The organism is Curtobacterium sp. VKM Ac-1376 (assembly GCF_015351025.1).
GTDB lineage: Bacteria > Actinomycetota > Actinomycetes > Actinomycetales > Microbacteriaceae > Curtobacterium.
Map to the genome: position 1 here is coordinate 19,525 of NZ_JADKRV010000021.1, position 21,807 is coordinate 41,331.

The 21,807-nt window shown below is 71.7% G+C and carries 22 protein-coding genes; 15 read left to right on the forward strand and 7 right to left on the reverse strand.

Annotated features, from left to right (window positions below):
• The first annotated feature begins 4 nt into the window (after positions 1 to 4).
• The 4 genes from ITJ56_RS19055 to ITJ56_RS16280 all read left to right on the forward strand — a co-directional run bounded on the left by ITJ56_RS19055 (position 5) and on the right by ITJ56_RS16280 (position 3,685).
• Positions 5 to 643 (forward strand): FCD domain-containing protein, encoded by a 639-nt coding sequence (locus ITJ56_RS19055; protein ID WP_323749848.1) that lies wholly within the window; start codon positions 5 to 7, stop codon positions 641 to 643.
• A gap of 14 nt (positions 644 to 657) precedes the next feature.
• Positions 658 to 1,527, forward strand: coding sequence for an SMP-30/gluconolactonase/LRE family protein (locus tag ITJ56_RS16270; RefSeq protein WP_194631676.1), 870 nt, complete (start codon positions 658 to 660; stop codon positions 1,525 to 1,527).
• Between the two features lie 7 nt (positions 1,528 to 1,534).
• Positions 1,535 to 2,686 (forward strand): 23S rRNA (uracil(747)-C(5))-methyltransferase RlmC, encoded by a 1,152-nt coding sequence (gene rlmC / locus ITJ56_RS16275; protein ID WP_194631677.1) that lies wholly within the window; start codon positions 1,535 to 1,537, stop codon positions 2,684 to 2,686.
• A 300-nt stretch (positions 2,687 to 2,986) separates the two neighbouring features.
• Positions 2,987 to 3,685, forward strand: coding sequence for a transglycosylase family protein (locus ITJ56_RS16280; protein WP_194631678.1), 699 nt, complete (start codon positions 2,987 to 2,989; stop codon positions 3,683 to 3,685).
• A gap of 93 nt (positions 3,686 to 3,778) precedes the next feature.
• Here ITJ56_RS16280 and ITJ56_RS16285 read toward each other — a convergent pair whose 3' ends face one another.
• Together ITJ56_RS16285 and ITJ56_RS16290 are read right to left on the reverse strand one after the other, a co-directional pair.
• Positions 3,779 to 4,819 (reverse strand): LCP family protein, encoded by a 1,041-nt coding sequence (locus tag ITJ56_RS16285; RefSeq protein WP_194631679.1) that lies wholly within the window; start codon positions 4,817 to 4,819, stop codon positions 3,779 to 3,781.
• A gap of 78 nt (positions 4,820 to 4,897) precedes the next feature.
• Positions 4,898 to 5,305: a MarR family winged helix-turn-helix transcriptional regulator gene (locus ITJ56_RS16290; RefSeq protein ID WP_194631680.1), complete on the reverse strand. Its 408-nt coding sequence runs from the start codon at positions 5,303 to 5,305 to the stop codon at positions 4,898 to 4,900.
• A gap of 77 nt (positions 5,306 to 5,382) precedes the next feature.
• Between ITJ56_RS16290 and ITJ56_RS16295 the strand changes: the two genes are divergently transcribed.
• The 4 genes from ITJ56_RS16295 (at position 5,383) to ITJ56_RS16310 (ending at position 10,642) form a co-directional block, all read left to right on the forward strand.
• Positions 5,383 to 7,530: an MMPL family transporter gene (locus tag ITJ56_RS16295; protein ID WP_194631681.1), complete on the forward strand. Its 2,148-nt coding sequence runs from the start codon at positions 5,383 to 5,385 to the stop codon at positions 7,528 to 7,530.
• Positions 7,531 to 7,542: 12 nt separating this feature from the next.
• Positions 7,543 to 8,193, forward strand: a complete 651-nt coding sequence (locus ITJ56_RS16300) for a GntR family transcriptional regulator (RefSeq protein ID WP_194631682.1) — start codon at positions 7,543 to 7,545, stop codon at positions 8,191 to 8,193.
• Positions 8,194 to 8,327: 134 nt separating this feature from the next.
• Complete coding sequence (locus ITJ56_RS16305) at positions 8,328 to 9,821, forward strand: LCP family protein (protein ID WP_194631683.1); 1,494 nt, start codon at positions 8,328 to 8,330, stop codon at positions 9,819 to 9,821.
• Between the two features lie 38 nt (positions 9,822 to 9,859).
• Positions 9,860 to 10,642, forward strand: coding sequence for an endonuclease/exonuclease/phosphatase family protein (locus tag ITJ56_RS16310; RefSeq protein WP_194631684.1), 783 nt, complete (start codon positions 9,860 to 9,862; stop codon positions 10,640 to 10,642).
• A gap of 27 nt (positions 10,643 to 10,669) precedes the next feature.
• On the opposite strand, the gene ITJ56_RS16315 is transcribed toward ITJ56_RS16310, so the two are convergent.
• On the reverse strand, positions 10,670 to 11,419 hold the full coding sequence (locus tag ITJ56_RS16315; RefSeq protein WP_194631685.1) for a hypothetical protein: 750 nt from the start codon (positions 11,417 to 11,419) through the stop codon (positions 10,670 to 10,672).
• A gap of 199 nt (positions 11,420 to 11,618) precedes the next feature.
• On the opposite strand from ITJ56_RS16315, the gene ITJ56_RS16320 reads away from it, so the two are divergent.
• On the forward strand, positions 11,619 to 12,545 hold the full coding sequence (locus ITJ56_RS16320; RefSeq protein WP_194631686.1) for an SDR family oxidoreductase: 927 nt from the start codon (positions 11,619 to 11,621) through the stop codon (positions 12,543 to 12,545).
• A gap of 97 nt (positions 12,546 to 12,642) precedes the next feature.
• Here the strand turns inward: ITJ56_RS16320 and ITJ56_RS16325 are convergent, their stop codons facing one another.
• Positions 12,643 to 13,002 (reverse strand): hypothetical protein, encoded by a 360-nt coding sequence (locus ITJ56_RS16325; protein ID WP_194631687.1) that lies wholly within the window; start codon positions 13,000 to 13,002, stop codon positions 12,643 to 12,645.
• Between the two features lie 143 nt (positions 13,003 to 13,145).
• Between ITJ56_RS16325 and ITJ56_RS16330 the strand changes: the two genes are divergently transcribed.
• On the forward strand, positions 13,146 to 13,829 hold the full coding sequence (locus tag ITJ56_RS16330; protein WP_194631688.1) for a TetR/AcrR family transcriptional regulator: 684 nt from the start codon (positions 13,146 to 13,148) through the stop codon (positions 13,827 to 13,829).
• Positions 13,830 to 13,924: 95 nt separating this feature from the next.
• The gene (locus tag ITJ56_RS16335) at positions 13,925 to 14,119 is read left to right on the forward strand and encodes a DUF2795 domain-containing protein (protein WP_194631689.1); all 195 of its coding nucleotides are present in this window, start codon (positions 13,925 to 13,927) and stop codon (positions 14,117 to 14,119) included.
• Positions 14,120 to 14,185: 66 nt separating this feature from the next.
• Here the strand turns inward: ITJ56_RS16335 and ITJ56_RS16340 are convergent, their stop codons facing one another.
• Positions 14,186 to 15,709 (reverse strand): threonine/serine ThrE exporter family protein, encoded by a 1,524-nt coding sequence (locus ITJ56_RS16340; RefSeq protein WP_194631690.1) that lies wholly within the window; start codon positions 15,707 to 15,709, stop codon positions 14,186 to 14,188.
• 115 nt (positions 15,710 to 15,824) lie between these two features.
• The gene (locus ITJ56_RS16345; RefSeq protein ID WP_194631691.1) at positions 15,825 to 16,265 is read right to left on the reverse strand and encodes an OsmC family peroxiredoxin; all 441 of its coding nucleotides are present in this window, start codon (positions 16,263 to 16,265) and stop codon (positions 15,825 to 15,827) included.
• A gap of 174 nt (positions 16,266 to 16,439) precedes the next feature.
• On the opposite strand from ITJ56_RS16345, the gene ITJ56_RS16350 reads away from it, so the two are divergent.
• Positions 16,440 to 17,483: an NAD(P)-dependent alcohol dehydrogenase gene (locus tag ITJ56_RS16350; protein WP_194631692.1), complete on the forward strand. Its 1,044-nt coding sequence runs from the start codon at positions 16,440 to 16,442 to the stop codon at positions 17,481 to 17,483.
• A gap of 116 nt (positions 17,484 to 17,599) precedes the next feature.
• On the opposite strand, the gene ITJ56_RS16355 is transcribed toward ITJ56_RS16350, so the two are convergent.
• Positions 17,600 to 19,468 (reverse strand): gamma-glutamyltransferase family protein, encoded by a 1,869-nt coding sequence (locus tag ITJ56_RS16355; RefSeq protein WP_194631693.1) that lies wholly within the window; start codon positions 19,466 to 19,468, stop codon positions 17,600 to 17,602.
• 159 nt (positions 19,469 to 19,627) lie between these two features.
• On the opposite strand from ITJ56_RS16355, the gene ITJ56_RS16360 reads away from it, so the two are divergent.
• The 3 genes from ITJ56_RS16360 (at position 19,628) to ITJ56_RS16370 (ending at position 21,681) form a co-directional block, all read left to right on the forward strand.
• Positions 19,628 to 20,824 (forward strand): peptidoglycan DD-metalloendopeptidase family protein, encoded by a 1,197-nt coding sequence (locus ITJ56_RS16360; protein ID WP_194631694.1) that lies wholly within the window; start codon positions 19,628 to 19,630, stop codon positions 20,822 to 20,824.
• 204 nt (positions 20,825 to 21,028) lie between these two features.
• Positions 21,029 to 21,238 (forward strand): ribonuclease PH, encoded by a 210-nt coding sequence (locus ITJ56_RS16365; protein WP_228518093.1) that lies wholly within the window; start codon positions 21,029 to 21,031, stop codon positions 21,236 to 21,238.
• On the forward strand, positions 21,235 to 21,681 hold the full coding sequence (locus ITJ56_RS16370) for a hypothetical protein (protein WP_194631695.1): 447 nt from the start codon (positions 21,235 to 21,237) through the stop codon (positions 21,679 to 21,681). Before ITJ56_RS16365 ends, ITJ56_RS16370 begins: the two co-directional genes overlap by 4 nt.
• The last annotated feature ends 126 nt before the right edge of the window (positions 21,682 to 21,807 follow it).

Consider the following 21,807-nt stretch of genomic DNA (forward strand, 5'->3'; position numbering starts at 1 on the left):
CCGCGTGCGCGACGAACTCGGCAGCGCCGTCGTCCACGGCGTGCTGCCGCCCGGGCACCGGGAGAGCATCGATGGGTTCGTCGGCCGGACCGGTGCCAGTCGGAGCATCGTGCGCGAAGCCGTCCGGGTCCTGGTCGGCTGCGGGCTCCTCGCTGCGCAGCGCCGTACCGGGCTCACCGTCCAGCAGTCCGCGGCGTGGGACGTCACCGATCCACTCGTGATCGGCTGGCAGCTCGCCGGCCCGCACCGCGAGCAGGTCCTCGCCGAACTCCGGGCCCTGCGGCGCGCGGTCGAGCCGGCGGCGGCCGCGGCCGCCGCGGCACGCGCACCGGACGCGACCAGCAGGGAGGGTCTGGAGGCGCTGCTCGCCGCCGCCGACCGTCTCGCCGCCGCCGCCGGTCCCGGCGGCCCCGCCGCGTTCCTCCAGGCAGACCGTGCGCTGCACCGGAGCGTGCTGACGCTGTCCGGCAACGCGGTGTTCGTGCGGCTGGGGCGTGTGGTCACCCGCGCGCTCGACGAGCGCGCGGACATCCGACCGGACGTCCACGACGTCGCGCTGCACGGACGGCTGGCCCGGGCGATCGCCGACGCCGACGCGGTGACCGCCGAGGCGACCATGACCGAGATCATCGACCGGACCTGAACGAAGGAGTTCCCATGGAGTTCACCGACCTCGTCCCGGACGCCACCGCCGTCGAGCGGATCGCGACGGGCAACACCTGGGCGGAGGGGCCGTGCTGGGTCCCGGCCAGCCGGACGCTGCGGTGGTCCGACATCCCCGGCGACCGGATCCTGCAGTGGCACGCGGACTCCGGCGAGACGACCGTGTACGCCCAGGACGTCGAGTTCACCAACGGCCGGACGCTCGACCGGGACGGCAGTGTCGTGCAGTGCTCGCACGGGCTGCGACGGGTGGAGCGCGACCGCGACGGTGTCGTCACGCCGGTCGTCGACACGCTGAACGGCGTCCGGTTCAACTCGCCGAACGACGTCGTCGTCGCGCGGGACGGCAGTGTCTGGTTCACCGACCCGGCGTACGGCATCACCCAGCCGCGCGAGGGGCACCCCGGAGTCCGCGAGTACGGCGACCACTGGGTGTTCCGCTGCGGGCCGGCGGGCGAGGACCTGCGCCCCGTGGCGATCGACCTCGACGAGCCGAACGGTCTGGCGTTCGACCCGGCCGAGGGCGTGCTCTACATCGCGAGCTCGTCGGGCGACGAGCCGGTCATCCGGGCGTACGACCGTCGCGGGGACCTGCTGAAGAACGGTCGGGTGTTCGCGCGGCTGGCACCGGGCGAGGGGGTGCCGGACGGCATCCGGGTCGACGTGCACGGCAACGTCTGGTCGTCCTCGCACCGGGGCGTGGTCGTGTTCGACCCGTCCGGGGCGCGGATCGGCGAGGTGCCCGTGCCCGAGGTCACGTCGAACCTGTGCTTCGGCGGCGACGACGGCACCACGCTGTTCCTGACGGCCACGACCTCGGTGTACCGGCTCACCACGACGACGCGGGACGCTGCCGTATCCTGACTCGGCCATGCAGTGCGACTACTTCGACCGCGGGGTGTGCCGGTCGTGCACGCTCATGGGACAGCCCTACGCCGACCAGGTCCTCGACAAGGAACTCCGGACGCGCGAGCTCCTGCACGACGCCGTCGAGGCCGCTGGTGGTCCCGGAGCGGTCGCGTGGTCGCCGGCGGTCACGAGCCCCGAGTCCGGGTACCGGAACAAGGCGAAGATGGTCGTGGGCGGGACGGTGCAGCACCCGACGGTCGGCATCCTGGACCACCGGCAGCGGGGCGTCGACCTGCGGCACTGCGGCATCTGCACGTCCGGCATCCGGCGTGCGCTGCCCGTCCTCGCCGACTTCGTGTCGAGCGCGGGGCTGATCCCCTACGACGTCGCCGCACGCCGGGGTGAGCTGAAGTACGTCCTGGTCACCGAGTCGCCGGACGGCGAGCTGATGGTCCGGTTCGTCCTGCGCTCCGAGGGGCAGCTGCCGCGGCTCCGGCAGCACCTCGACGCACTGCGGGCCGCGCTGCCGAACGCCGTCGTGGTCACGGCGAACCTGCTCCCCGAGCACAAGGCCGTGACCGAGGGCGACCGCGAGATCGTGCTGACCGAGCAGGAGACGCTGCCGATGCGCCTCGGCGGGGTCACGATGCACCTGCGCCCGCAGAGCTTCTTCCAGACGAACACGGGTGTCGCGACCGAGCTCTACGCGCAGGCCGCAGCGTGGATCGACGAGCTCGACCCGGCGTCGATGTGGGACCTGTACTGCGGTGTCGGAGGGTTCGCCCTGCACGCAGCCCGCCCGGGCCGCGTGGTGACGGGCATCGAGACGAGCGTCGAGGCGATCCGGTCCGCCAAGCAGTCCGCCCGCGAGTCCGGGCTCGAGGGACTCCGCTTCGCCGCTGACGACGCGACGGAGCACGCGCTCCGGACGCGACCCGACGCGGTGCCAGAGCTCGTCGTCGTGAACCCACCGCGGCGCGGGATCGGTGAGCGGCTGTCGACCTGGCTCGAGGAGTCCGACGTGCAGCACGTCGTGTACTCGAGCTGCAACCCGGTCACCCTCGCGGCAGACCTGGCGCGGATGCCGTCCTTCCGCCTGCGCCGCGCGCGGGTGCTCGACATGTTCCCGCAGACCGGCCACCTCGAGGCGGTGACCCTGCTGTCCCGGGCGTGACCGGGCCTCCCGATCGGCATTGCCAGGGAACTGCCAAGGTCACGTACCCGGGTACGGACGGATCGCCATGCCCATGGGCATCCGGGCGTACAGGTTTGCCAGAGGGGTACATAGCATGGGTGGGTAGAACCGTTTGTCTCGGTTTGATAACGGTGAAGAGTTTCCTATGGTTGCCGACCGAGGTGCCGCCGGCCCGATGACCACTGCCCCCGGTGGCGCACCCACAATTGACCGCGATCGGTCGGGGTGGGCAGTGGAACCCGCATCCGGTGCGGCTCGTGACCCCGGTGGAGCAATCACATGAAGAAGCTTTCCCGTACCCGCACCATCGTCGGCGGCCTCGCGTTCGCCGGCATCGCCGCGACCGGTGTCGGCCTGGCGGCCACCCCCGCGAACGCAGCGTCCGGATCGACCTGGGACCAGCTCGCGCAGTGTGAGTCCGGTGGCAACTGGGCGATCAACACCGGCAACGGCTACTACGGCGGCCTGCAGTTCAACCTCGGCACCTGGCAGGCGAACGGCGGTGCCGGCAACCCGGCCGCCGCCAGCCGCGAGGCGCAGATCGCCGTCGCCGAGCGCGTCCTCGCTTCGCAGGGCTGGGGCGCCTGGCCTGCCTGCTCCGCCCAGCTGGGGCTCAGCGGCACGAGCGGTGCAGCCCCGGCCGCTGCTGCTCCGGCCCCCGCGCCGGCTCCTGCTCCTGCCGAGCAGGCTGCCCCGCAGACCGCCGCGCCTGCTCCGGCCGAGCAGGCTGCCCCGCAGCCGGCTGCTCCGAGCACGACCGAGTCGACGCCGGCCCCGGCCGTGACGACGCCCAGCAAGCCGGCCGCCGTGAAGACGAGCGGTAAGACCTACACGATCGCCTCGGGTGACACGCTCGACACGATCGCGACGAAGCTCGGGATCGACGGCGGCTGGAACAAGCTCTGGGCCGCGAACACGTCGACCATCGACGACGCGAACCTGATCTACGCCGGCCAGGAGCTCCTGCTCCCCGCCTGATCACTCCGCAGACCGAACACGACGACGCCCCACGACCTCGAGTCGTGGGGCGTCGTCGTGCGTGAGCGAGCCTGCGCTGCGGTGACGGCGTCGCTACTGCGGGTTGTCGGCGAGCCAGCCGGCGAGGTCGTCGGAGCGGAGCGCCTGGGACAGCGACCCGACGGCCAGGTCGTTCAGCGTGACGACCGACTGGCCGTCCGGTGCGGTGCCAGCGCCCGCCGTCGGCACGGTGAAGGTCACCAGGTCGTCGGTCCGGACGTCGCGGAGCGCCCAGCCGAGTCCGACCAGTCGCGAGAACGACAGGCCGGCGTCGGTCGACAGGTGGTCGCTCGTCGCCGTGACGAAGTCCTGGATGCGGCCGGGGTTCGTGAGGGTCCCGCGGGACAACAGCCCGTCGAGGACCCCGTGCATGAAGGCCTGCTGGTTGCGGACACGAGTGTGGTCGGCGTCCGCGAACGAGTGGCGCTCCCGGACGAAGGCGAGCGCCGCGGCGCCGTCGAGACGGTTGGCTCCGGTGACGAAGTCGTGGTGGGGCGTGGAGAACGCCTGGCTCGACGAGACCGTCACGCCCCCCAGGGCATCGGTCATGTCCTCGAACCCGGTGAAGTCGATCTCGGCGACGTGGTCGATGCGCACGTCGAGGAGCTGTTCGACGGTCTGCACGGTGAGGGGGGCCCCGCCCCACGCGTACGCGGCGTTGATCTTGGCCCGGCCGTGCCCGGGGATCTCCACCCACGAGTCGCGCATGATCGACATGAGGTACACGGACTTCCGGTCGGCAGGGACGTGCGCGAGCATCAGGGTGTCGGAGCGGCCGCCGAGCTCTGCCGGTCCGCCGTCCGCCCCACCCTGCGCCCGGGAGTCCGACCCGATGAGCAGGATGTCCTCGCCACCGGAGACCGTCGGCCGTGCCCCCGTCGGGAACGGGGCGGCGATGGTGTCGCGGCCGGCGTCGAAGCTCCGTGCCAGGCCGCCGACGAAGACGCTGGCCACCACCGCGATGACCGCGGCGATGCCGACGAGGGACCCGATCGTCGCGACCAGCGCGACGAGGAAGGGGCGCCGACGCTTCGGTCGGCGGTCGGGACGGGTTGCCAGTTCGGCAGCCAGACGGGCCGCTCGGCGTTCGGACATGCGGGACTCCTGCGGGTTCGAGTCGGCGGGCGACCGACCGAACCATCCTATCGCATGTGGTATTTCAAGTACAGGGTGTCAGATCCGTGGCGGTCGCGCCAGCAGTTCGACCAGCGCTGACCGGAGCGCCGCGTCGTCCGGCAGGACCTCGCGCTCGATGTGACGCGCGGTCTCCCACGCTGCGCGGCCGGTCGGTGTCACGTCGACGACCCGGCGTCGACGGTCGGCGGGGTGCGGGGATCGCTGCACCAGGCCGTCGCGCTCCATCCGCTCCAGCGTGCGTGACATCGTCTGCGGCTGCACCCGCGCGGTGCGGGCGATGGTGTCCGCGCCGGTGGGGCCGGTGCGGATGAGGATGTCCATCGCGACCACCGCAGCGTGCGAGAGCCCGACGGCGCGGAGCCGCTCGTCCCAGTCGCGCTCGACCGACCGTGCCGCGGCGGAGAGCAGGCGCCCGAGTGGCCACTGCGCGGTCGTGTCCTCCATCCCGTGATTCTACGGTCGGCACGTGCCGCCGCCCGTCTAGTAATCAGCATGCTGACGATCGGTGTACGCTCACCGTCGTGCCCCGCTTCCTGCGCATCGTGGTCCCCGCACTCGTCATCGTGGTCTGGCTCGGGATCGCCTCGGTCGGCGGTCCCTTCTTCGGCAAGGTCTCCGAGGTCTCCACGAACGACCAGACCTCGTTCCTGCCGGCCTCGGCTGACGCCACGAAGGTGCAGGAGCGGTCCTCGGAGTTCCGCGAGGAGTCCGGCGCCCCCGCGATCGTCGTGCTCGAGCGCGACGGCGGCCTGTCGTCGTCCGACCTGACCGACGCGACGTCCCTCGCCACCACGCTGTCCGACCGCCAGGACGTCGAGGCCGTCAGCCCGGTGATCCCGAGCGAGGACGGCGACGCGGTCGAGATCGTCGCGACGCTCACCCAGGGCGCCGAGACCGGGGACGCGGTCGAGGCGATCCGGGCCGACGTCGACGACGCGATCCCGTCCGGGGCGCACGGCTACGTCACCGGCCCGGCGGGCTTCACGGCCGACCTGACCGAGGCGTTCGCGGGGATCGACGGGCTGCTGCTCGGGGTGGCGCTCGCCGCGGTCTTCGTGATCCTCATCATCGTGTACCGCTCACCCCTGCTCCCGATCCTCGTGCTCGGCACCGCGACCTTCGCACTGTGTGCGTCGATCCTCGTGGTGTGGTGGCTCGCGAAGGCGGACATCGTCACCGTGAACGGCCAGGTGCAGGGCATCCTGTCGATCCTCGTCATCGGAGCGGCGACGGACTACGCGCTCCTCTACACCGCGCGGTTCCGCGAGGCCCTGCGCGATCACCGCACCGGCTGGGACGCGACGAGGGCCGCCCTGCGGGGGAGCCTCGAGCCGATCCTGGCCTCGGGTGGCACCGTCATCGTGGGAGTGCTCTGCCTGCTGCTCTCCGACCTCAACTCGAACAAGGCCCTGGGGCCGGTCGCCGCGATCGGCATCGCCTTCAGCCTGCTCGCCGCCCTGACGCTCCTGCCGGCGCTGCTGCTCGCCTTCCGACGCGCGGCGTTCTGGCCGCTCCGTCCCGCGCACGGCAGCGCCCACCCCGTGCTCACCGGACCCGACGCCCGGGGGGTGTGGGCGCGCGTCGGTCGGCTCGTCGCCCGTCGCTCCCGGGTCGTGTGGGTCGTCTGCACCGTCGGGCTGCTGGCGATGGGGGCCGGTCTCTTCGGGCTCGAGGCGGACGGCGTGCCGCAGAGCGACCTGATCATCGGCTCGTCGCAGGCCCGCGACGGCCAGGAGGTGCTGGCCGACCACTTCCCCGGCGGCTCCGGCAGCCCCGCGCAGGTCATCGCCGCCGAGCGGGACCTCGACCAGCTCGTCGCCGCGATCACCGCGGTCGGCGGCGTCGACGGGGTGGTCGCAGCGGTGAAGGACTCCCCGGCCGGCACCGTGCCGGTGACGGACGACGGCGACGGCGGTTCCACGGCAGGTCGCGGGGCGGCGGGCGCCTCCGCCGAGCCCACCGTCTCGCGCGGCGACGTCCTGCTCGAGGCCACACTGTCCGACCCGGCCGACTCCGACGCCGCGGAGCAGACCGTCCGCGACCTCCGCACCGCCGTCGAACGGGTCGACCACGGTGCGATCGTCGGGGGTGTCACCGCGACCGCCGTGGACACGAACGACACCGGCATCCGCGACCGCACCCTGATCATCCCCGTGGTGCTCGTCGTGATCCTGCTGATCCTGATGCTCCTGCTCCGCAGCATCGTCGCCCCGCTCGTGCTGATCGGCAGCGTGATCGTGTCCTTCGCGGCGGCCCTCGGCGTCGGAGCGCTCGTCTTCGACCACGTGTTCCAGTTCCCGGGCGCCGACCCGAGCGTGCCGCTGTACTCGTTCGTGTTCCTCGTCGCGCTCGGCGTGGACTACAACATCTTCCTCATGACCCGGGTGCGTGAGGAAGCGCTGCAGCACGGTCCGCGCGAGGGCGTGCTCCGCGGTCTCGGCGTCACGGGCGGCGTGATCACGTCCGCCGGCATCGTGCTCGCCGCCACCTTCGCCGCCCTCGGGGTCATCCCGATCCTGTTCCTCGTGCAGATCGCCTTCGTCGTGGCGTTCGGCGTCCTGCTCGACACCATCGTGGTCCGGTCCCTGCTCGTCCCGGCGCTGGCGTACGACCTCGGGCGTCACGCGTGGTGGCCGTCGCGCCTCTCGCGCACGAGCCCTGACATGTGACACGCTCGGTCCATGCCAGTTCCCTCGACGCAGCCCGCTGCCGAGCGCAAGCTCCTCCGTGACACCGTGCAGGACAAGATCCGCGACGCGATCATGGACGGCACGCTCGAGCCCGGAGAACGGCTCAACGACGACGACCTCATCGCGTGGCTCGGGGTCTCCCGCACCCCCATCCGCGAGGCACTCGCCGAGCTCGCCCGAGCCGGCCTGATCGAGATGGCACCCAACCGCTACACCCGGGTGGCGGCGCCGACCAAGGACGAGCTCTTGGACGCGTACCGCACGCTCGGCGTGATCTACGGCGGCGTCGTGCGGCTCGCGGTGCCCCGGTTCACCGATGCCCAGCGCAAGAAGATCGTGAAGATGCTCGACGACGTGCATGCGCGCGTCAGTGCCGACGAGCAGGACCAGATCGCCAGGGACGGCGCGAGCGTCTACTCGATGTGGGCCGACGCCTGCGGCAACCCCTCGCTCGTGCAGCTCTGCAACTCGACCACGGACGGCCTGTCGTTCAAGCTCCGCGTGCCGGAGCTCGCCGAGCTGGTGCCGGCGGACGTGATCCTGCCCGAGGTCGTGAAGCTCCGCGACGCGGTGGTCGCGAAGGACCCGATCGCGGCGGAGCTCGCGATGGAGGCGCTCCACCTGCTCCCGTCGCGCGACTAGCGCGACCGCAGGCAGGACGGGAGGCCCGTGGCGACCCCGCCACGGGCCTCCCGTCCCGTTCGTGACGGTGAGTACGAGGCAAGCTTCCAGGCTCATCCCATGTCCGCTGCGCGCGCTCCCGTTATGGTTTCCCGGTGAGCAACGAACCCGAGCAGACGACCGAGCCCGCGCACCGCGGCGCCGCGACGCCGCGCCACGGGCGCCAGAAGCGCCGGGCGGGTGTGGTGTTCCCGGCCGTGGCGGGGGTGCTCACCATGGCGCTCCTGCTCAGCGGCGGGTACGCGGCCTACGCCTACAACCGGCTGCAGGGCGGCGTCACCCGGATCGATGCGATCGCCGGGACCACGAGCGAGAAGGACGACGTCGACGGCAAGGCGCAGAACATCCTGCTCGTCGGTGACGACCACCGGCCGGACAACGCGACGCCGGAGCAGCTGGCCGAGCTGAGCACCCAGGACGACGGCGGTGGGACGAACACCGACACGATGATCGTCTTGCACATCAACGCCGACGGCACCCAGGCGACGATGATCTCGTTCCCCCGCGACTCGTACGTCGACATCCCGGACGTCGGCAAGGGCAAGCTCAACAGCGCGTTCTACTACGGCACCCTCAACGGCGGCGGCGACACCGGCGGTGCGAAGTTGCTCATCAAGACCATCGAGAACCTGAGCGGCCTGTCCATCGACCACTACGTGCGGGTCTCGCTGCTCGGCTTCTACCAGGTGGTGAAGGAGCTCGGGCCCGTCCAGGTGTGCCTGAAGCAGGCCACGAACGACCCCTACTCCGGCGTGGACCTGCCAGCGGGCAAGTCGTCGCTGAACGCGAAGGAAGCGCTGTCCTTCGTGCGGCAGCGCCACGGTCTGCCGAACGGCGACCTCGACCGCAACGTCCGCCAGCAGTACTTCCTGTCGCAGGAGGCCCGGAAGGTCCTGTCGGCCGGCACGCTCCTCAACCCGGTGAAGATGGGCAACATCCTCGGGGCGGTCGGGGACTCGATCCAGACCGACACCGACCTGCTGTCGCTCGCGAGCCAGATGCGGAACCTGCGGCCGGCGAACATCCAGTCGGCCACGATCCCGACGCTCGGCACGCCCACCGTCTACGTGAACGGCTCGGCGCTGTCCATCGTCGAGGTCGACACGGTCGGGCTGCCCGCCTTCGTGCAGGGGCTGGTCGGCGAACCCGAGGCGTACGCGAAGGCCGGGCGTGCGCAGCCCGCGAACACCTCGGTCACCGTGCTGAACGGCAGCGGGGTCGAGGGCGCAGCAACGGCGGCGGGTCAGGTCCTGACAGCGCGCGGTTTCCAGGTCGCCCCAGCCGGGACTTCGGCGACGACGAAGGCCACACAGGTCCAGTACCCGGCCGGCCAGGAGTCGCAGGCGAAGGCGATCGCGGCCGTCGTGCCCGGCGCCGTCGCGGTCCGGACCAGTGGCGCGACGGGGGTCACGCTCGTCCTCGGCACCGACGGCAAGGCCGTCACGGCAGTCAGTGAGCCGAGCGCCGCGGCATCGACACCCGCTGCCGGCGACACGGAGTCGAAGCCGACGAAGGAGCCGTCCAAGGAGTCGTCGCCGAAGTCGACCGACGTGCACAACTACGGCACGGACGACACCTGCATCTACTGATGGGAACGGCTCAGGAACCGCGTCGGTAGGTTCGTGGGGTGACCAGCGCCGCACGCCCGATCGTCCTGATGACCTACAACATCAAGAACCCGGACCCCGCGCACGACTGGCCGGCCCGGCTACCGGTCGTGCTCGACGTCATCCGCCGGCACGATCCGGACCTGCTGTGCGTGCAGGAGGCGTTCGGGCACCAGATGGACGACCTGCGTGCCGGGCTGCCGGACCACGCGGACCTCGGGCAGGGGCGCGAGGGCGGCGACGCGGGGGAGCACGCCGCCGTGTTCTACCGCCGTGATCGGTTCCGCCCGGCCGACGAGGGATCGTTCTGGCTGTCCGACACCCCGGACGAGCCGGTCTCGAACACCTGGGGCAGCCTGTACCCGCGGATCGCGAACCACGCCCGGTTCCTCGACGCCGAGGGGGCCGCGTTCACCCTGCTCACCACGCACCTGGACCACGAGCCCGGGCCGCACGGCGACGAGGTCCGGGGGCGGAGCGCCGCCCTCATCGTCGAGCGACTGGCCGGCACCTCCGGTCCCGTGGTGTTCGCGGGGGACTGCAACGAACCCGCGGGGACCGGCGCGGCGTCGCGCGTGTTCGCCGAGGCTGGGTTCGACGACGCCTGGCTGGCCGCCGGTGACCCGTCCGACCGCACCGCGTCGTTCAACGACTGGCAGCCGCCCGTCGATTCCGGGGAACGGATCGACTGGGTGCTGACCCGTGGCGTCAGTGGCGTGGACCGCGTCATGATCGACCACGACGGCCCGGAGACGTGGTTCGCCAGCGACCACTTCCCGGTGGTCGCGACGCTGCGCGTCTGACGGCCCGCAGCCCGACGGTTCGCGGGGTCAGCAGCTCCGCTGCGCGTGGACCGGCATCGGGGAGCCGAGCACCGTGACGGTCGTCTCGTTCGTCAAGGCCGACACCCCGTTCGTGCCGGAGTCGGCGCCGTCAGGGGTCGTCGACAGACGGGGCTCGTCGTCGGCGTGTTCGGCGCCCCACCCCTCGCGCAGCAGCAGCTGCCAGGCACGCGAGTCGTCGGAGCCGTAGGACACCCGTTCCGAGTGCGGTGCGTCGGCGATCTCGTTCGCGATGTCGTCGCCGACCTGGATCCCGTCCGGCCCGCTCAGGTCGATCTCGGCGCCGAGCTTGCTGCGCACGGAGTCGCGCAGGATCCGGATCTCGACGGCGTTGCCCGCCGCCGCGTCGGTCTTCAGGGCCGCGACCCGGACAGCTCCGCCCCACGTGGAGGTCGTGCCGGCCGAGAAGCACGCGCCACCGTCGCCCTCGGCGGTCTGCGTGCGCGAGGGCGTGCCGAGCAGTCGGTCGAGCAGGCTGACGGTCAGGTGGGAGTCGCGCATCGAGGACTCGACGACGGTCTTGCCGCCGTTGCGGAGCACCAGGGCCTCGGCGTCGAGCTCGATCGAGTCCACCCGGCGGAGCTTCGCGTTCGACACGCGCACGGGTGCGGCGTCGTACGAGGTGTCCGCCGCGACGGCCGCGTCCGCCCCGAGCCCGGTGACGCCGTCGGTCGCGAGCGCACCGGCCGAGAAGGCCAGCACGGCAGCGCCGAGCGCCAGCAGGGTCCGAGGAGTCACCGTTCGACGGTACGACCTCGCTCCACACAGAACGACAGGTGTTACCGAATCGGAGCCTGCCCGTCACCGGACCGTGACCTTCGAGGATCCGCCGGCACCGGCTCGCGAACGGGACCGAACGGCCGACGCAGGCCGCTCTGCGCACCGGGGGACAGCCTCCTGGACGGGTCTGCGCGACCCCCTGCGTACCGTCGGCGACATGACGGACCAGCAGAACGACCAGACCGGGCCTGACCAGTACGTGATGCAGGACCCCACGAAGATGTACGCCGACAAGAAGCCCGACGAGCAGTACCTCGAGGGCGCCGGTACCGACGCCGAGATGGCGCAGAACGTCCCCGCCGACCACGGCGAGGACACCTACCGCGGCTCGGGTCGGCTGGCCGGCCGCAGAGCCCTCATCACCGGCGGCGACTCCGGCATCGGCGCAGCCGTGGCGATCGCCTACGCGCGCGAGGGCGCCGACGTCGCGATCTCGTACCTGCCCGAGGAGCAGGAGGACGCCGACCGCATCGTCGGCCTCATCGAGGCGGCCGGCCGCAAGGCCGTGACGCTGCCCGGTGACATCACCTCGCTCGAGGTCTGCGAGCAGATCGTCGCCGACGCCGTCGAGCAGCTCGGTGGCCTCGACATCCTGGTGAACAACGCCGGCAAGCAGCAGAACATCGACGACATCACGAAGATCTCGGACGAGGAGTTCGACGAGACCTTCAAGACGAACGCCTACGCGACCTTCCGCATCACCAAGGCCGCGGTCCCGCACCTGCAGCCGGGGTCGACCATCATCAACACCACGTCGATCCAGGCGTACGCGCCGTCGCCGCACCTGGTGCACTACGCCGCCACGAAGGCGACCGTGAACAACCTGGCGAAGGGTCTGGCGGCGCAGCTCGCACCGAAGGGCATCCGTGTGAACGCGGTTGCTCCCGGCCCCATCTGGACCCCGCTGCAGCCCGCCGGTGGCCAGCCGCCGGAGGCGCTGCCGAGCGCCGGTGAGCAGACCTACCTCGGTCGCTGGGGGCAGCCGGCCGAGCTCGCACCCGCCTACGTGTTCCTGGCGAGCGGTGAGTCGTCGTACGTCGTGGGCGAGACGCTGCACGTCGACGGCGGGATGCCCACGCCGTAGGCCAGCGGAAGTCCGACGGAACCAGGTTCCGGACACAGCACCGTGCAGTGGCGCGGTGCGGTGTCCGGAACCTGGTTCTCTTCGTGCGGGCGCCGCCTCAGCAGGCGACCGACCGTGCCATCCGTTCGAGGAGTTCGCGCGCGGAGAGCGCGGCGGCGAGTTCGACCTCGACGGGGTTGATGCCGATCGCGTGCTCGAACGCGCGTCGCCTCACCTGGTCGACGATCGGCACCTCGGGGCGCTGGGGCAGCACGGCGATGGCCCGCGCGGCCGCGTCGAACGCTCCCGACGGGCGCCCGAGCTGTTCCCACATCGTGCGGACGTCGTGCGCGACCTGGTCGGGGTCGCCACCGAACTCGAAGCCGGCCGAGGCCATGGTGGCGAGTCCCTGCGCGGTGGGGTCGTTCGGGGTCATGTCCGGCATCGTCACACGGATCACCGCGAACACGCTGGGCATGGTGCGCTGCTGCCCGGTCTGTCCCCCCTTGTGCCGACACCCGGACCGGGGATGCTGGTGTCCCCCGTTCTGCGTTTGGATGGACGTGTGCCCCCGAGCCGGGGCGACTCGGACAGGACGTCCGCGGGACGACGGAGGGCACGATGCTCGAACACACCAGCGCCGACACGCGAGCGGCCGCAGCGGCGGCCGCGACCCTGCACCTCCGGATCATGATCGTGGGCGCGACCGTCGACCTGCTCCGCGACGTCCCGTTCCACGAGGCCCGGCCCGTGCAGGTCGCCGAGCGCACGGGCATCTCGGTCGCGGAGCTCGAGCAGCACTTCCCGTCGTGGGACGGCCTGGTGCTCGCCGCGCTGGACCGCTGGAACGGCGCCCGCATGGACGAGGTGACGCGCGAGGTCGCCGACGGGTCCACCGTGGACCTGCTGCGCGCGATCGTGGCCTCGAACGCCGAGGACCCCGCCCTGATGCGACTGCTCGTCGCGCTGCTGTCCGTTGCGGGCAACCCGCAGCACCCGATGTCGACCTACCTGCGCTCGCGGTACCAGCTGTTCTTCGCGCAGGTCAAGCGCGGCCTCGAGCGGGACATCGCCGTCGGACGCGCCCCGCACACGATGGATCCCCGCCGGGGTGCCGAGCAGCTCATCGCACTGTACGAGGGACTGCAGCTGCAGGCCCTGCTGCGGTCCGAGCTCGACCTCGTGCCGGCGTTCGACCGCGCCGTCGCCCGGCTCGAGCGCGGCTGGATGGAGCGGTACCAGCCGCAGGCGGCCCGCCGTCTGGCGACGTGGAGTGACGGCGACGACGGCAGCTGGGAGCTCTGACCGGCTCGTCGATCGTCCGCGGAGCGCGTGCCTCCGTCGTCGTGCAGGGGCTTCCGGGTACTCCGTGGAGACGCAATCCGACGGAAGGAACCGACATGGCAGCACCGAACCCCATCCAGGTCCAGAAGTACCTGAGCGGCATCGACTACCCGGCGTCGAAGGACGACGTCGTCTCCACCGCCGAGCAGGAGGGTGCGCCGGACGACGTCCTCGAGGCGCTCCGCGCGATCCCGGACGGCCAGTACGACGCCCCGACCGCGGTGTCGAGCGCCGTCTCCGACGCCGGCTGACGGTCGCCGAGGCCGTTCAGTGCGCAGAAGACGTCGGGTACGAGGACCGCACCCGACGTCTTCTGCTCACGAACTGCCGTCGCCGCTGCTCCGCGAGCCGCGCGGGACCGAACCGTCGCCGGGGTCGTACCCGGTGTCCCGGATGACCCGGAGCGCCGTGGTGTCGTTGTGGACCGAGTGCACGACGACCCGTCGGGTGCGGCGGAGCGCTCGACGGGCGCCCGGCGTCGCGAACAGCCCCCCGAGCACCAGGCCCGCCCCGATCCCGAGGGCCACCGACACCGCGGCCACGAAGTCGAGCGCCGCGCTCGACGACCCGGACATGAAGTTGAGCAGCGCGTTCGACACGGCGACACCGGGCAGCAGCGCGCCGCAGAACGCCGGCACCGCGATCGCCGCCACCGCCGTCCGCATCCGCACCGCCGCGTAGGTCGACAGCACGCCGAGCAGGACCGCGGCCAGGAACGTCGCACCGAGCAACGGGAGCCCGGCCTGCCGCAGCGCCCAGAGCGCGGCTCCGGCGGCGACGGAGAAGACCACCGCGACCGGGATCACCCGTGCGCTCGCCTGCTGCACGAAGCAGTTCGCCCCGGCGGACACCACGGTGAGTGCCAGCGAGGCCCAGAGCGGCAGGGTCTGCGTCACGATGCCGGACGGGTCGACCTCGATCTGCAGCCAGTGCGTCATCGCGATCCCGGCCGGCACCCCGACCACGATCGCCGCGATGACCAGCCCGATGTAGAACGCCCGGGCCACGGCCATCGCCCGGAACCCCGAGATGGCGTCCTGCGCCCACGTCACGAGTGACGGGTGCGGCAGCAGGAGCACGACGAGCGCAGCGACCATCGTGGCCGCCCCACCGGCGTTCAGGACGCCGGCCCAGATCGCGAGCGTGCCGATGGCCGACGCCACCGCGCCCTGGGCCCCGGACACGAAGAACTGCGGGTAGCCGCGGCCGGTCAGCCACCGCCCGGAGACGATGATCCCGAGCATCAGCACGAACGCACCGAGTCCGGCGCGCCAGCCACCGCCGGCCTGCATCGCGATCGAGATGCCGAGGATGGACAGCCCGATGTCGGAGAGCCACATCGGCCAGCGCGGCGGCATCCGCACGACGGCGACCAGGGCGTTCACCGCCGAGGTCATGTCGCGGTCGTCGTGGATCAGGTCGTCCACGATCTGGTTCGCGCGCGCCAGCTTGTCGAGGTCGGAGCCGTCGGAGCGGACCGTCCGCACCTTCACGAGCGGCGGGATGTCGGCCGGTGCGTACTGGATCGTCACCGAGCTGCCGGAGAAGTCGAGGTCGAGGGGTGCCAGGTTCCACTTCGTCGAGACCGCGACGACGGCCGTCTCGACGCTGCGGGTGTCCGCGCCGGAGGCCAGCATCACCTCGGCCAGGTCGAGACAGAAGTCGACGATCTGCGTGGCCGTGTACTGGTCACGCCCCTTGGCGTCGGGTTCGACGTGCTCGTAGATCGTCCCGCGCAGGCGCGCTCGGGCGTCGCGCAGGTCGTGCTGCGCCAGGCTGCGGCGTCGCGGCCGGGGCGGGCGGCCCGGCTTGTGCGGGCCCTGGGGATGCTGCTCGGCCATCCCGCCATGGTGCCAGTCGTGCTCTGCACGCGACCAGTACGCGGACGGGAGGCGGGATGCCAGCTGGCACCGCGCCTCCCGTCCGTGAGTCGGTCGCGTCTCGGACGCGACTCGGTTACTGCTCGAAGGTCGCGTGCAGCGTGATCTCGACGCCGGTCAGGGCCTTGCTGACGGGGCAGGTCGCCTTGGCGTCCTCGGCGGCCTTGAGGAAGGCTGCCTCGTCGATGCCGGACACCTCGCCGCTGACGGTGAGGACGATGCCGGTGAGCTGGAAGCCGCCGGCCGGATCCGGGCCGAGCGAGACGTCGGCCTTGACGTCGAGCGCCTCGACCGTGCCGCCGGCCTCGCCGAGGACGGCGGAGAACTGCATGGCGTAGCAGGCCGAGTGGGCGGCGGCGATGAGCTCCTCGGGGCTCGTGGTGCCACCGGCGTCGTCGGCAGCGCGCTTCGGGAACGAGACGTCGTAGGTGCCGACCTTCGAGCTCGAGAGTTCGACCTGGCCGGAACCGTCCTCGAGGCCGCCGTTCCAGGCGGTGCGTGCGGTGCGCGTGGGCATGGCGCTCCTTTCGTGTGGGGGAGCGGCCCCGAACGGGACCGCTGCCACCGAGTCAAGCGGGGAACGAGCGTTCTCGCAACCGGCTCACGGTGAAGACGCAGGTCTGCTGCTCCTGGCAACAGATGTCGTCCTGAGCGACAGGTGTAGCTTGAAGGGGTCCAAAGGAGACCCACCATGCGCGCCGTCGTGTTCGAGCAGTACCAGACCTTCCCGTCCCTCACAGACGTTCCGAAGCCCACGCCGGGGCCGGGGGAGGTGCTGCTCAAGGTCGCCGGAGCTGGCGCCTGCCACTCGGACGTCGCCGTGTACCGCGAGTTCCAGGAGGGCCAGCCCGGAGCGCAGGCCCCCGCGTTCGTGCTCGGTCACGAGAACTCCGGCTGGGTCGAGGCCGTCGGCGACGGTGTCACCGGGTTCACCGAGGGTGACGCCTACCTGGTCTACGGGCCGGTCGGCTGCGGGCACTGCTCGTACTGCTCGAAGGGGCAGGACACCTACTGCGAGAACGCCGCGACGAACCCGTACATGGGCATCGGCCTCGGCCGTGACGGCGGCATGGCGGAGTACGTGACCGTCCCCGCGCGGAACCTCGTGCCGCTCGGTGACGCCGACCCCGTGGCCGCAGCGCCGCTCAGCGACGCCGCGCTCACCCCGTACCACGCGATCAAGAACTCCCTGCCGAACCTGGCGGGCGGCGGTCGCTTCGCACTCGTCGTCGGACTGGGTGGGCTCGGCCAGATCGCCGTGCAGATCCTCACCGCACTCACCGGCGCCACCGTCATCGCGACCGACCTGAAGCAGGACGCCATGGACCGCGCCGCTGCCCGCGGCGCGATCACGGTGCCCGGCGGGCCGGACCAGGCCGCTGCGATCCGCGAGATCACCGGCGGCCGCGGTGTCGATGCCGCGTTCGACTTCGTCGGTGCGACCCCCACCATCAAGGTCGCCCAGGCGTCGATGGCGATCGGCGGCCGGTTCACCGTGGTCGGGATCGCCGGCGGCACCACCGAGTGGAACTTCTTCGCGACGCCGTACGAGTCGACGATCACGAACACCTACTGGGGCACGATCGAGGACCTGCACGAGGTCGTCGCCATGTACCGCGCCGGCCAGATCGTCCCCGACGTCGAGCGGTACGCGTTGTCCGACGCACTCGAGGCGTACCGGAAGCTCGAGGCCGGCGAGCTGTCGGGCCGCGCGGTGGTCGTCCCGACGCTCTGAGCGCGGGGCGCTCGCACCCCTGGTCGAATCGGGCGTACCTGGTCGGACGTTTCGACCAGGTACGCCCGATTCCGCTTTCCGGCGCGGGTGTTCTGGGAAGGAACGAGCGCGGGGGGTCAGCGGCCCGCGGCGTAGCCCTGGTTCCCTCGGGGGTTCGCGGCGGCACCGAGGACTCCGGTCGCCGGGTCGCGGGTCACGCACGACAGCCGCCCGAGGCTCCAGTCGCCACCGCGGGTCACGACGTGACCGCGCGCCTCGAGCCCGGCGATGACGTCGTCCCCGAGACGGTCCTCCACCACGAGTCCCGCGGGGGCCCAGGTGCGCGGCCAGAACGACCCCGGGAACGACGTCGTGTGCAGCGCCGGGGCGTCGATCGCCTGCTGCGGGGAGTAGCCGCCGACGATCCAGCGCAGCAGGAACAGCAGCTGCCACTGGTCCTGCTGGTCGCCGCCGGGTGACCCGAGGGCCGCGATCGGTTCACCATCACGGAGCACCAGGGTCGGCGTGAGGGTGGTGCGGGGGCGCTCACCGGGGCGCAGCGTGGACGCCGTGTCCGGTTCGAGCCAGGTCATCTGCAGGCGGGTACCGAGGCAGAACCCCAGCTCGGGGATCGTCGGCGACGACTGCAGCCACCCGCCGGACGGGGTCGCACTGACGATGTTGCCCCAGCGGTCCACGACGTCGATGTGGCAGGTGTCGCCGCGGGTCTCGCCGTCCGGGGCCACGAACGGTTCGCCGCGGTCCTCCACCGGGGCGGCCGGCGGGACCTGGGCGTCGCGGGCCACCTGCACCGTCGGTTCACCGAGCCCGGCCGGTGCGCCGTCGCCGGATGCGGTGCGGATGGGCGGCAGCGCATGCTCGACGCCGCCGATCGTGCCGGGGCGGAGCTCGGCGGACGCCCGCTCGCCGATCAGGGCGCGGCGCTCGTCCGCGTAGGCGTCGGACAGCAGCACGCCGATCGGGACCTCGCCGTCGCCGTAGAAGGCCTCGCGGTCGGCGAGCGCGAGCTTCTGCGCCTCGACGATCGTGTGCGCACCGAGCTCGGTCGACGGGTCGAGCAGGGCGTCGTCGAGCGGTTCGAGCAGCCGGAGGGTCTGGAGCAACGCCGGCCCCTGCCCCCACGGTCCGGTCTTCGCGATCGTGCAGCCGCGGAACTCCGCGGTCGTCGCGGGTTCGTACGACGCCCGGAACGCCGACAGGTCCGACGCCCGGATGACGCCGGCGTGGTCGGTGCCCGACGCGTGCCGGTGCGGTTCGCGGACGAAGCGGTCGATCGCCTCGGCCACGAAACCCTCGGCCCACTCGGACCGGGCGGCGTCGATGCGGCCGGTCCGGCTGCCGGCCCCGTCACCGGCGTCGACGAGCCCGTCGAGCACTGCGGCCAGTGCCTCGTTGCGCACGAGGTCCCCGGGAACCGGCACCGTGCCTCCCGGCAGCCACCGCGCTGCGGACGTGGGCCAGTGCTGCTGGAACAGGTCCTGCACGGCGGTGATCGTCCGGACCACCGCAGGTGCGACCGGGTGGCCGTCGCGGGCGTAGCCGATGGCGGGCGCGAGCACGTCGGCGAGTTCCCACGTTCCGTGGTCGCGGAGCAGGAGCAACCACGCGTCGACGGCGCCGGGGACGGCTGCCGCCAGCGCGCCGGACCCGGGCACCAGGTCGAGGCCCTCGGAGCGGTAGTGCTCCGGGGTCGCGCCGGCCGGCGCCGGGCCCTGCCCGGCGAGCACGATCGGTGTCGGGTTCGCCGCCGTCGCGAAGACGGCCGTCAAGTCGCCGCCCGGGCCGTTCAGGTGCGGCTCGACGACGTGCAGGACGAAGGCGCCCGCCACGGCGGCGTCGAAGGCGTTGCCGCCCCGCTCGAGCACCGACTGCGCCGTCGCCGTCGCGATCCAGTGCGTCGAAGCCGCCATGCCGAACATGCCCTGCAGGTCCGGGCGCGTGGTCTGTGGTGTGGGTGGGACGAAGGCGGGGTTCGGCGTCGACATGGACCCATCCTGTCCCGCGGCGGCGGACCACGCGCCGTGTACCCCCAGTCCAAGGGGTTGTGCGCCCCGCTCAGAAAAGCGAACATCGGTCGGCGACTCGTGCAGGGCGAGCGCCGAACGACCGTGCGCTCGCGCGGTCGGTTCCAGGGCAGGGGATCCATGACCACCACTCCGTCGACCGTCGCACGCACGCGCCGACTCCCACGCATCGCCGGCGCCGTCATGGCACTGGCCCTCGCCGCAGGGGCGCTCGTCGCGACCGCCGAGCCGGCGGCGGCCTCGGCCGTGTGGGTCGGTTCGGCACCCGCCGGGACCAAGCTCAACCCCGGCGACCAGGTGACGTCGCCGAACGGCCAGTTCAAGCTCATCATGCAGGGCGACGGCAACCTGGTCGAGTACGGCATCGGCAACCGCGTGCTGTGGGCGTCGAACACCGCAGGCAACTCCGGTGCGATCGCCGTGGTCGGCAAGAACCGTGCCCTCGACATCACCCGCAACGGGAAGCGCGTGGCGCGCTGGGCGTCCGCGGGGGCCGTGAACTCGACTGCGTTGAAGGTCCGTGCCGACGGCACCATGGCGCTCCTGGCCGGCAAGACCGTCGTCGTGAGCTGGAACGGATACCAGGACCGCGTCCCTTCGGGGAACACCATCCTGGGCGGGACGGTCCTGCGTTCCGACACCTCGAGCACGCGCATCCTCAACATGCGCACCGACGGCAACCTGGTGCAGAAGGTCAGCGGTCGCGTCGTCTGGCAGTCGCGGACCGGCGGGCACCCGGGCGCCTGGGCCGAGCTGCAGGCGAAGGGCAACTTCGTCATCTGGACCCGTGACGCGACGCGCAAGAAGGTCGCGCTCTGGAGCTCCCGCACCAGCACCGCCGGGTCGGGCAACCTGCTCGTGCAGGTCGACGGCAACGTCGTGCTCTACGGCGCGAAGGACACCCGCGTGTGGTCGAGCCGCCCCGTCACGGGACTGGCCTGGCCCGTCAACGGCACGAAGATCTCCGGCCGGTACGGCGACGACCGCGGTGCCGGGCACGTCCCGCGTTACCACCAGGGGACCGACGCCCCGGTCGCGGTCGGCACGCCCGTGTACGGCTCCGGGACCGGCACGGTCACCAAGACCATCGCGAACGACGCCGCGTACGGCAACTACGTCGTCGTGACGTACGGCATGACGACGGTGCTGACCGCACACCTCAGCAAGATCGAGGTGAAGCAGGGGCAGATCGTGAAGCTCGGCACCGAGATCGCGAAGTCCGGCAACACCGGGCAGTCGACGGGGCCGCACGTGCACGTCGAAACGCGGCGGAACGGCACGCTCGTCGATCCGCTGAAGAACATGCACTTCCGCTGAGGCGGGGCACGCGGCGCGGGCGGGCGGCGCGGGCGTCGGCGTGCGTCCGGGGTTCGCTTCGTGAGCAGAAATGGTCGGGTCGCCTTCGGGTACCCGACCATTTCTGCACTCCAAGCGCGGGCGGCCTCGCACGGTGCACGCGAAGGTCATCCCGGCTTGTCTATGTTGCTTGCCTTGAAGGATCAAGGGCGGTAGACATACGCTGTGAAACGCCAAGCCGTGCTCGAACGCATCAAGATCGCGGCACGTGCGGCCGGCCTCGAGTACCGGGAAGTGGAACTCACGAACCACACCGGCATCGTCGTCGGGTCGACCCGGAGTACCGTCGGACGGCACTCCGAGATCGCCGACGGCACCGCTCGGGCGTTCTTCGAGCAGTTCGAGCAGGAGCTCGGGAAGGGGTGGTGGCGATGACCTACACGTCACGTGCGCATCGCGAGGGCAACTGGTGGATCGTGCAGAACGACCAGTTCCCCGGCGCGATCTCGCAGGTCCGTCGGCTCGACCTCGCTGCCGACGCCCAGCGCGAAGCGATCGCCTTCGTCGCCGAAGTCGATCAGGACGACGTCACCGTGGTCATCCGTACCGAGCTCGAACCAGCCCTGGCGCGCTCGCTCGAAGAGGCCACCGCGCTGCGCGCCGAGGCCGAGGTGAAGGAGGCCCGCGCGCTCTCGCTCCGCAGGGCGATCGCTGTCTCATTGAAGGACGACGGCCTCACCCTTCGGGACATCGCGGTCGTCCTCGGGGTCTCGTACCAGCGGGTGCACCAGCTCGTGCACGAGGGTGAGCCGGCGGCGCTCGCTGCGTCGTCGCTCGCAATCGCTCCTGATCTGCCGAGTCCAGTAGCCAGACGGTAGCCCCACGAACGGGGGCGGGACAATCGGTCGATCGCTGACAGGTCGTCAACTAGCTGTACTGCCCAGGGACGTTGGTCAACCGTGTGATGGGTGACCGGTTCCCGATGGCGGTGTGGGGCCGGTGGT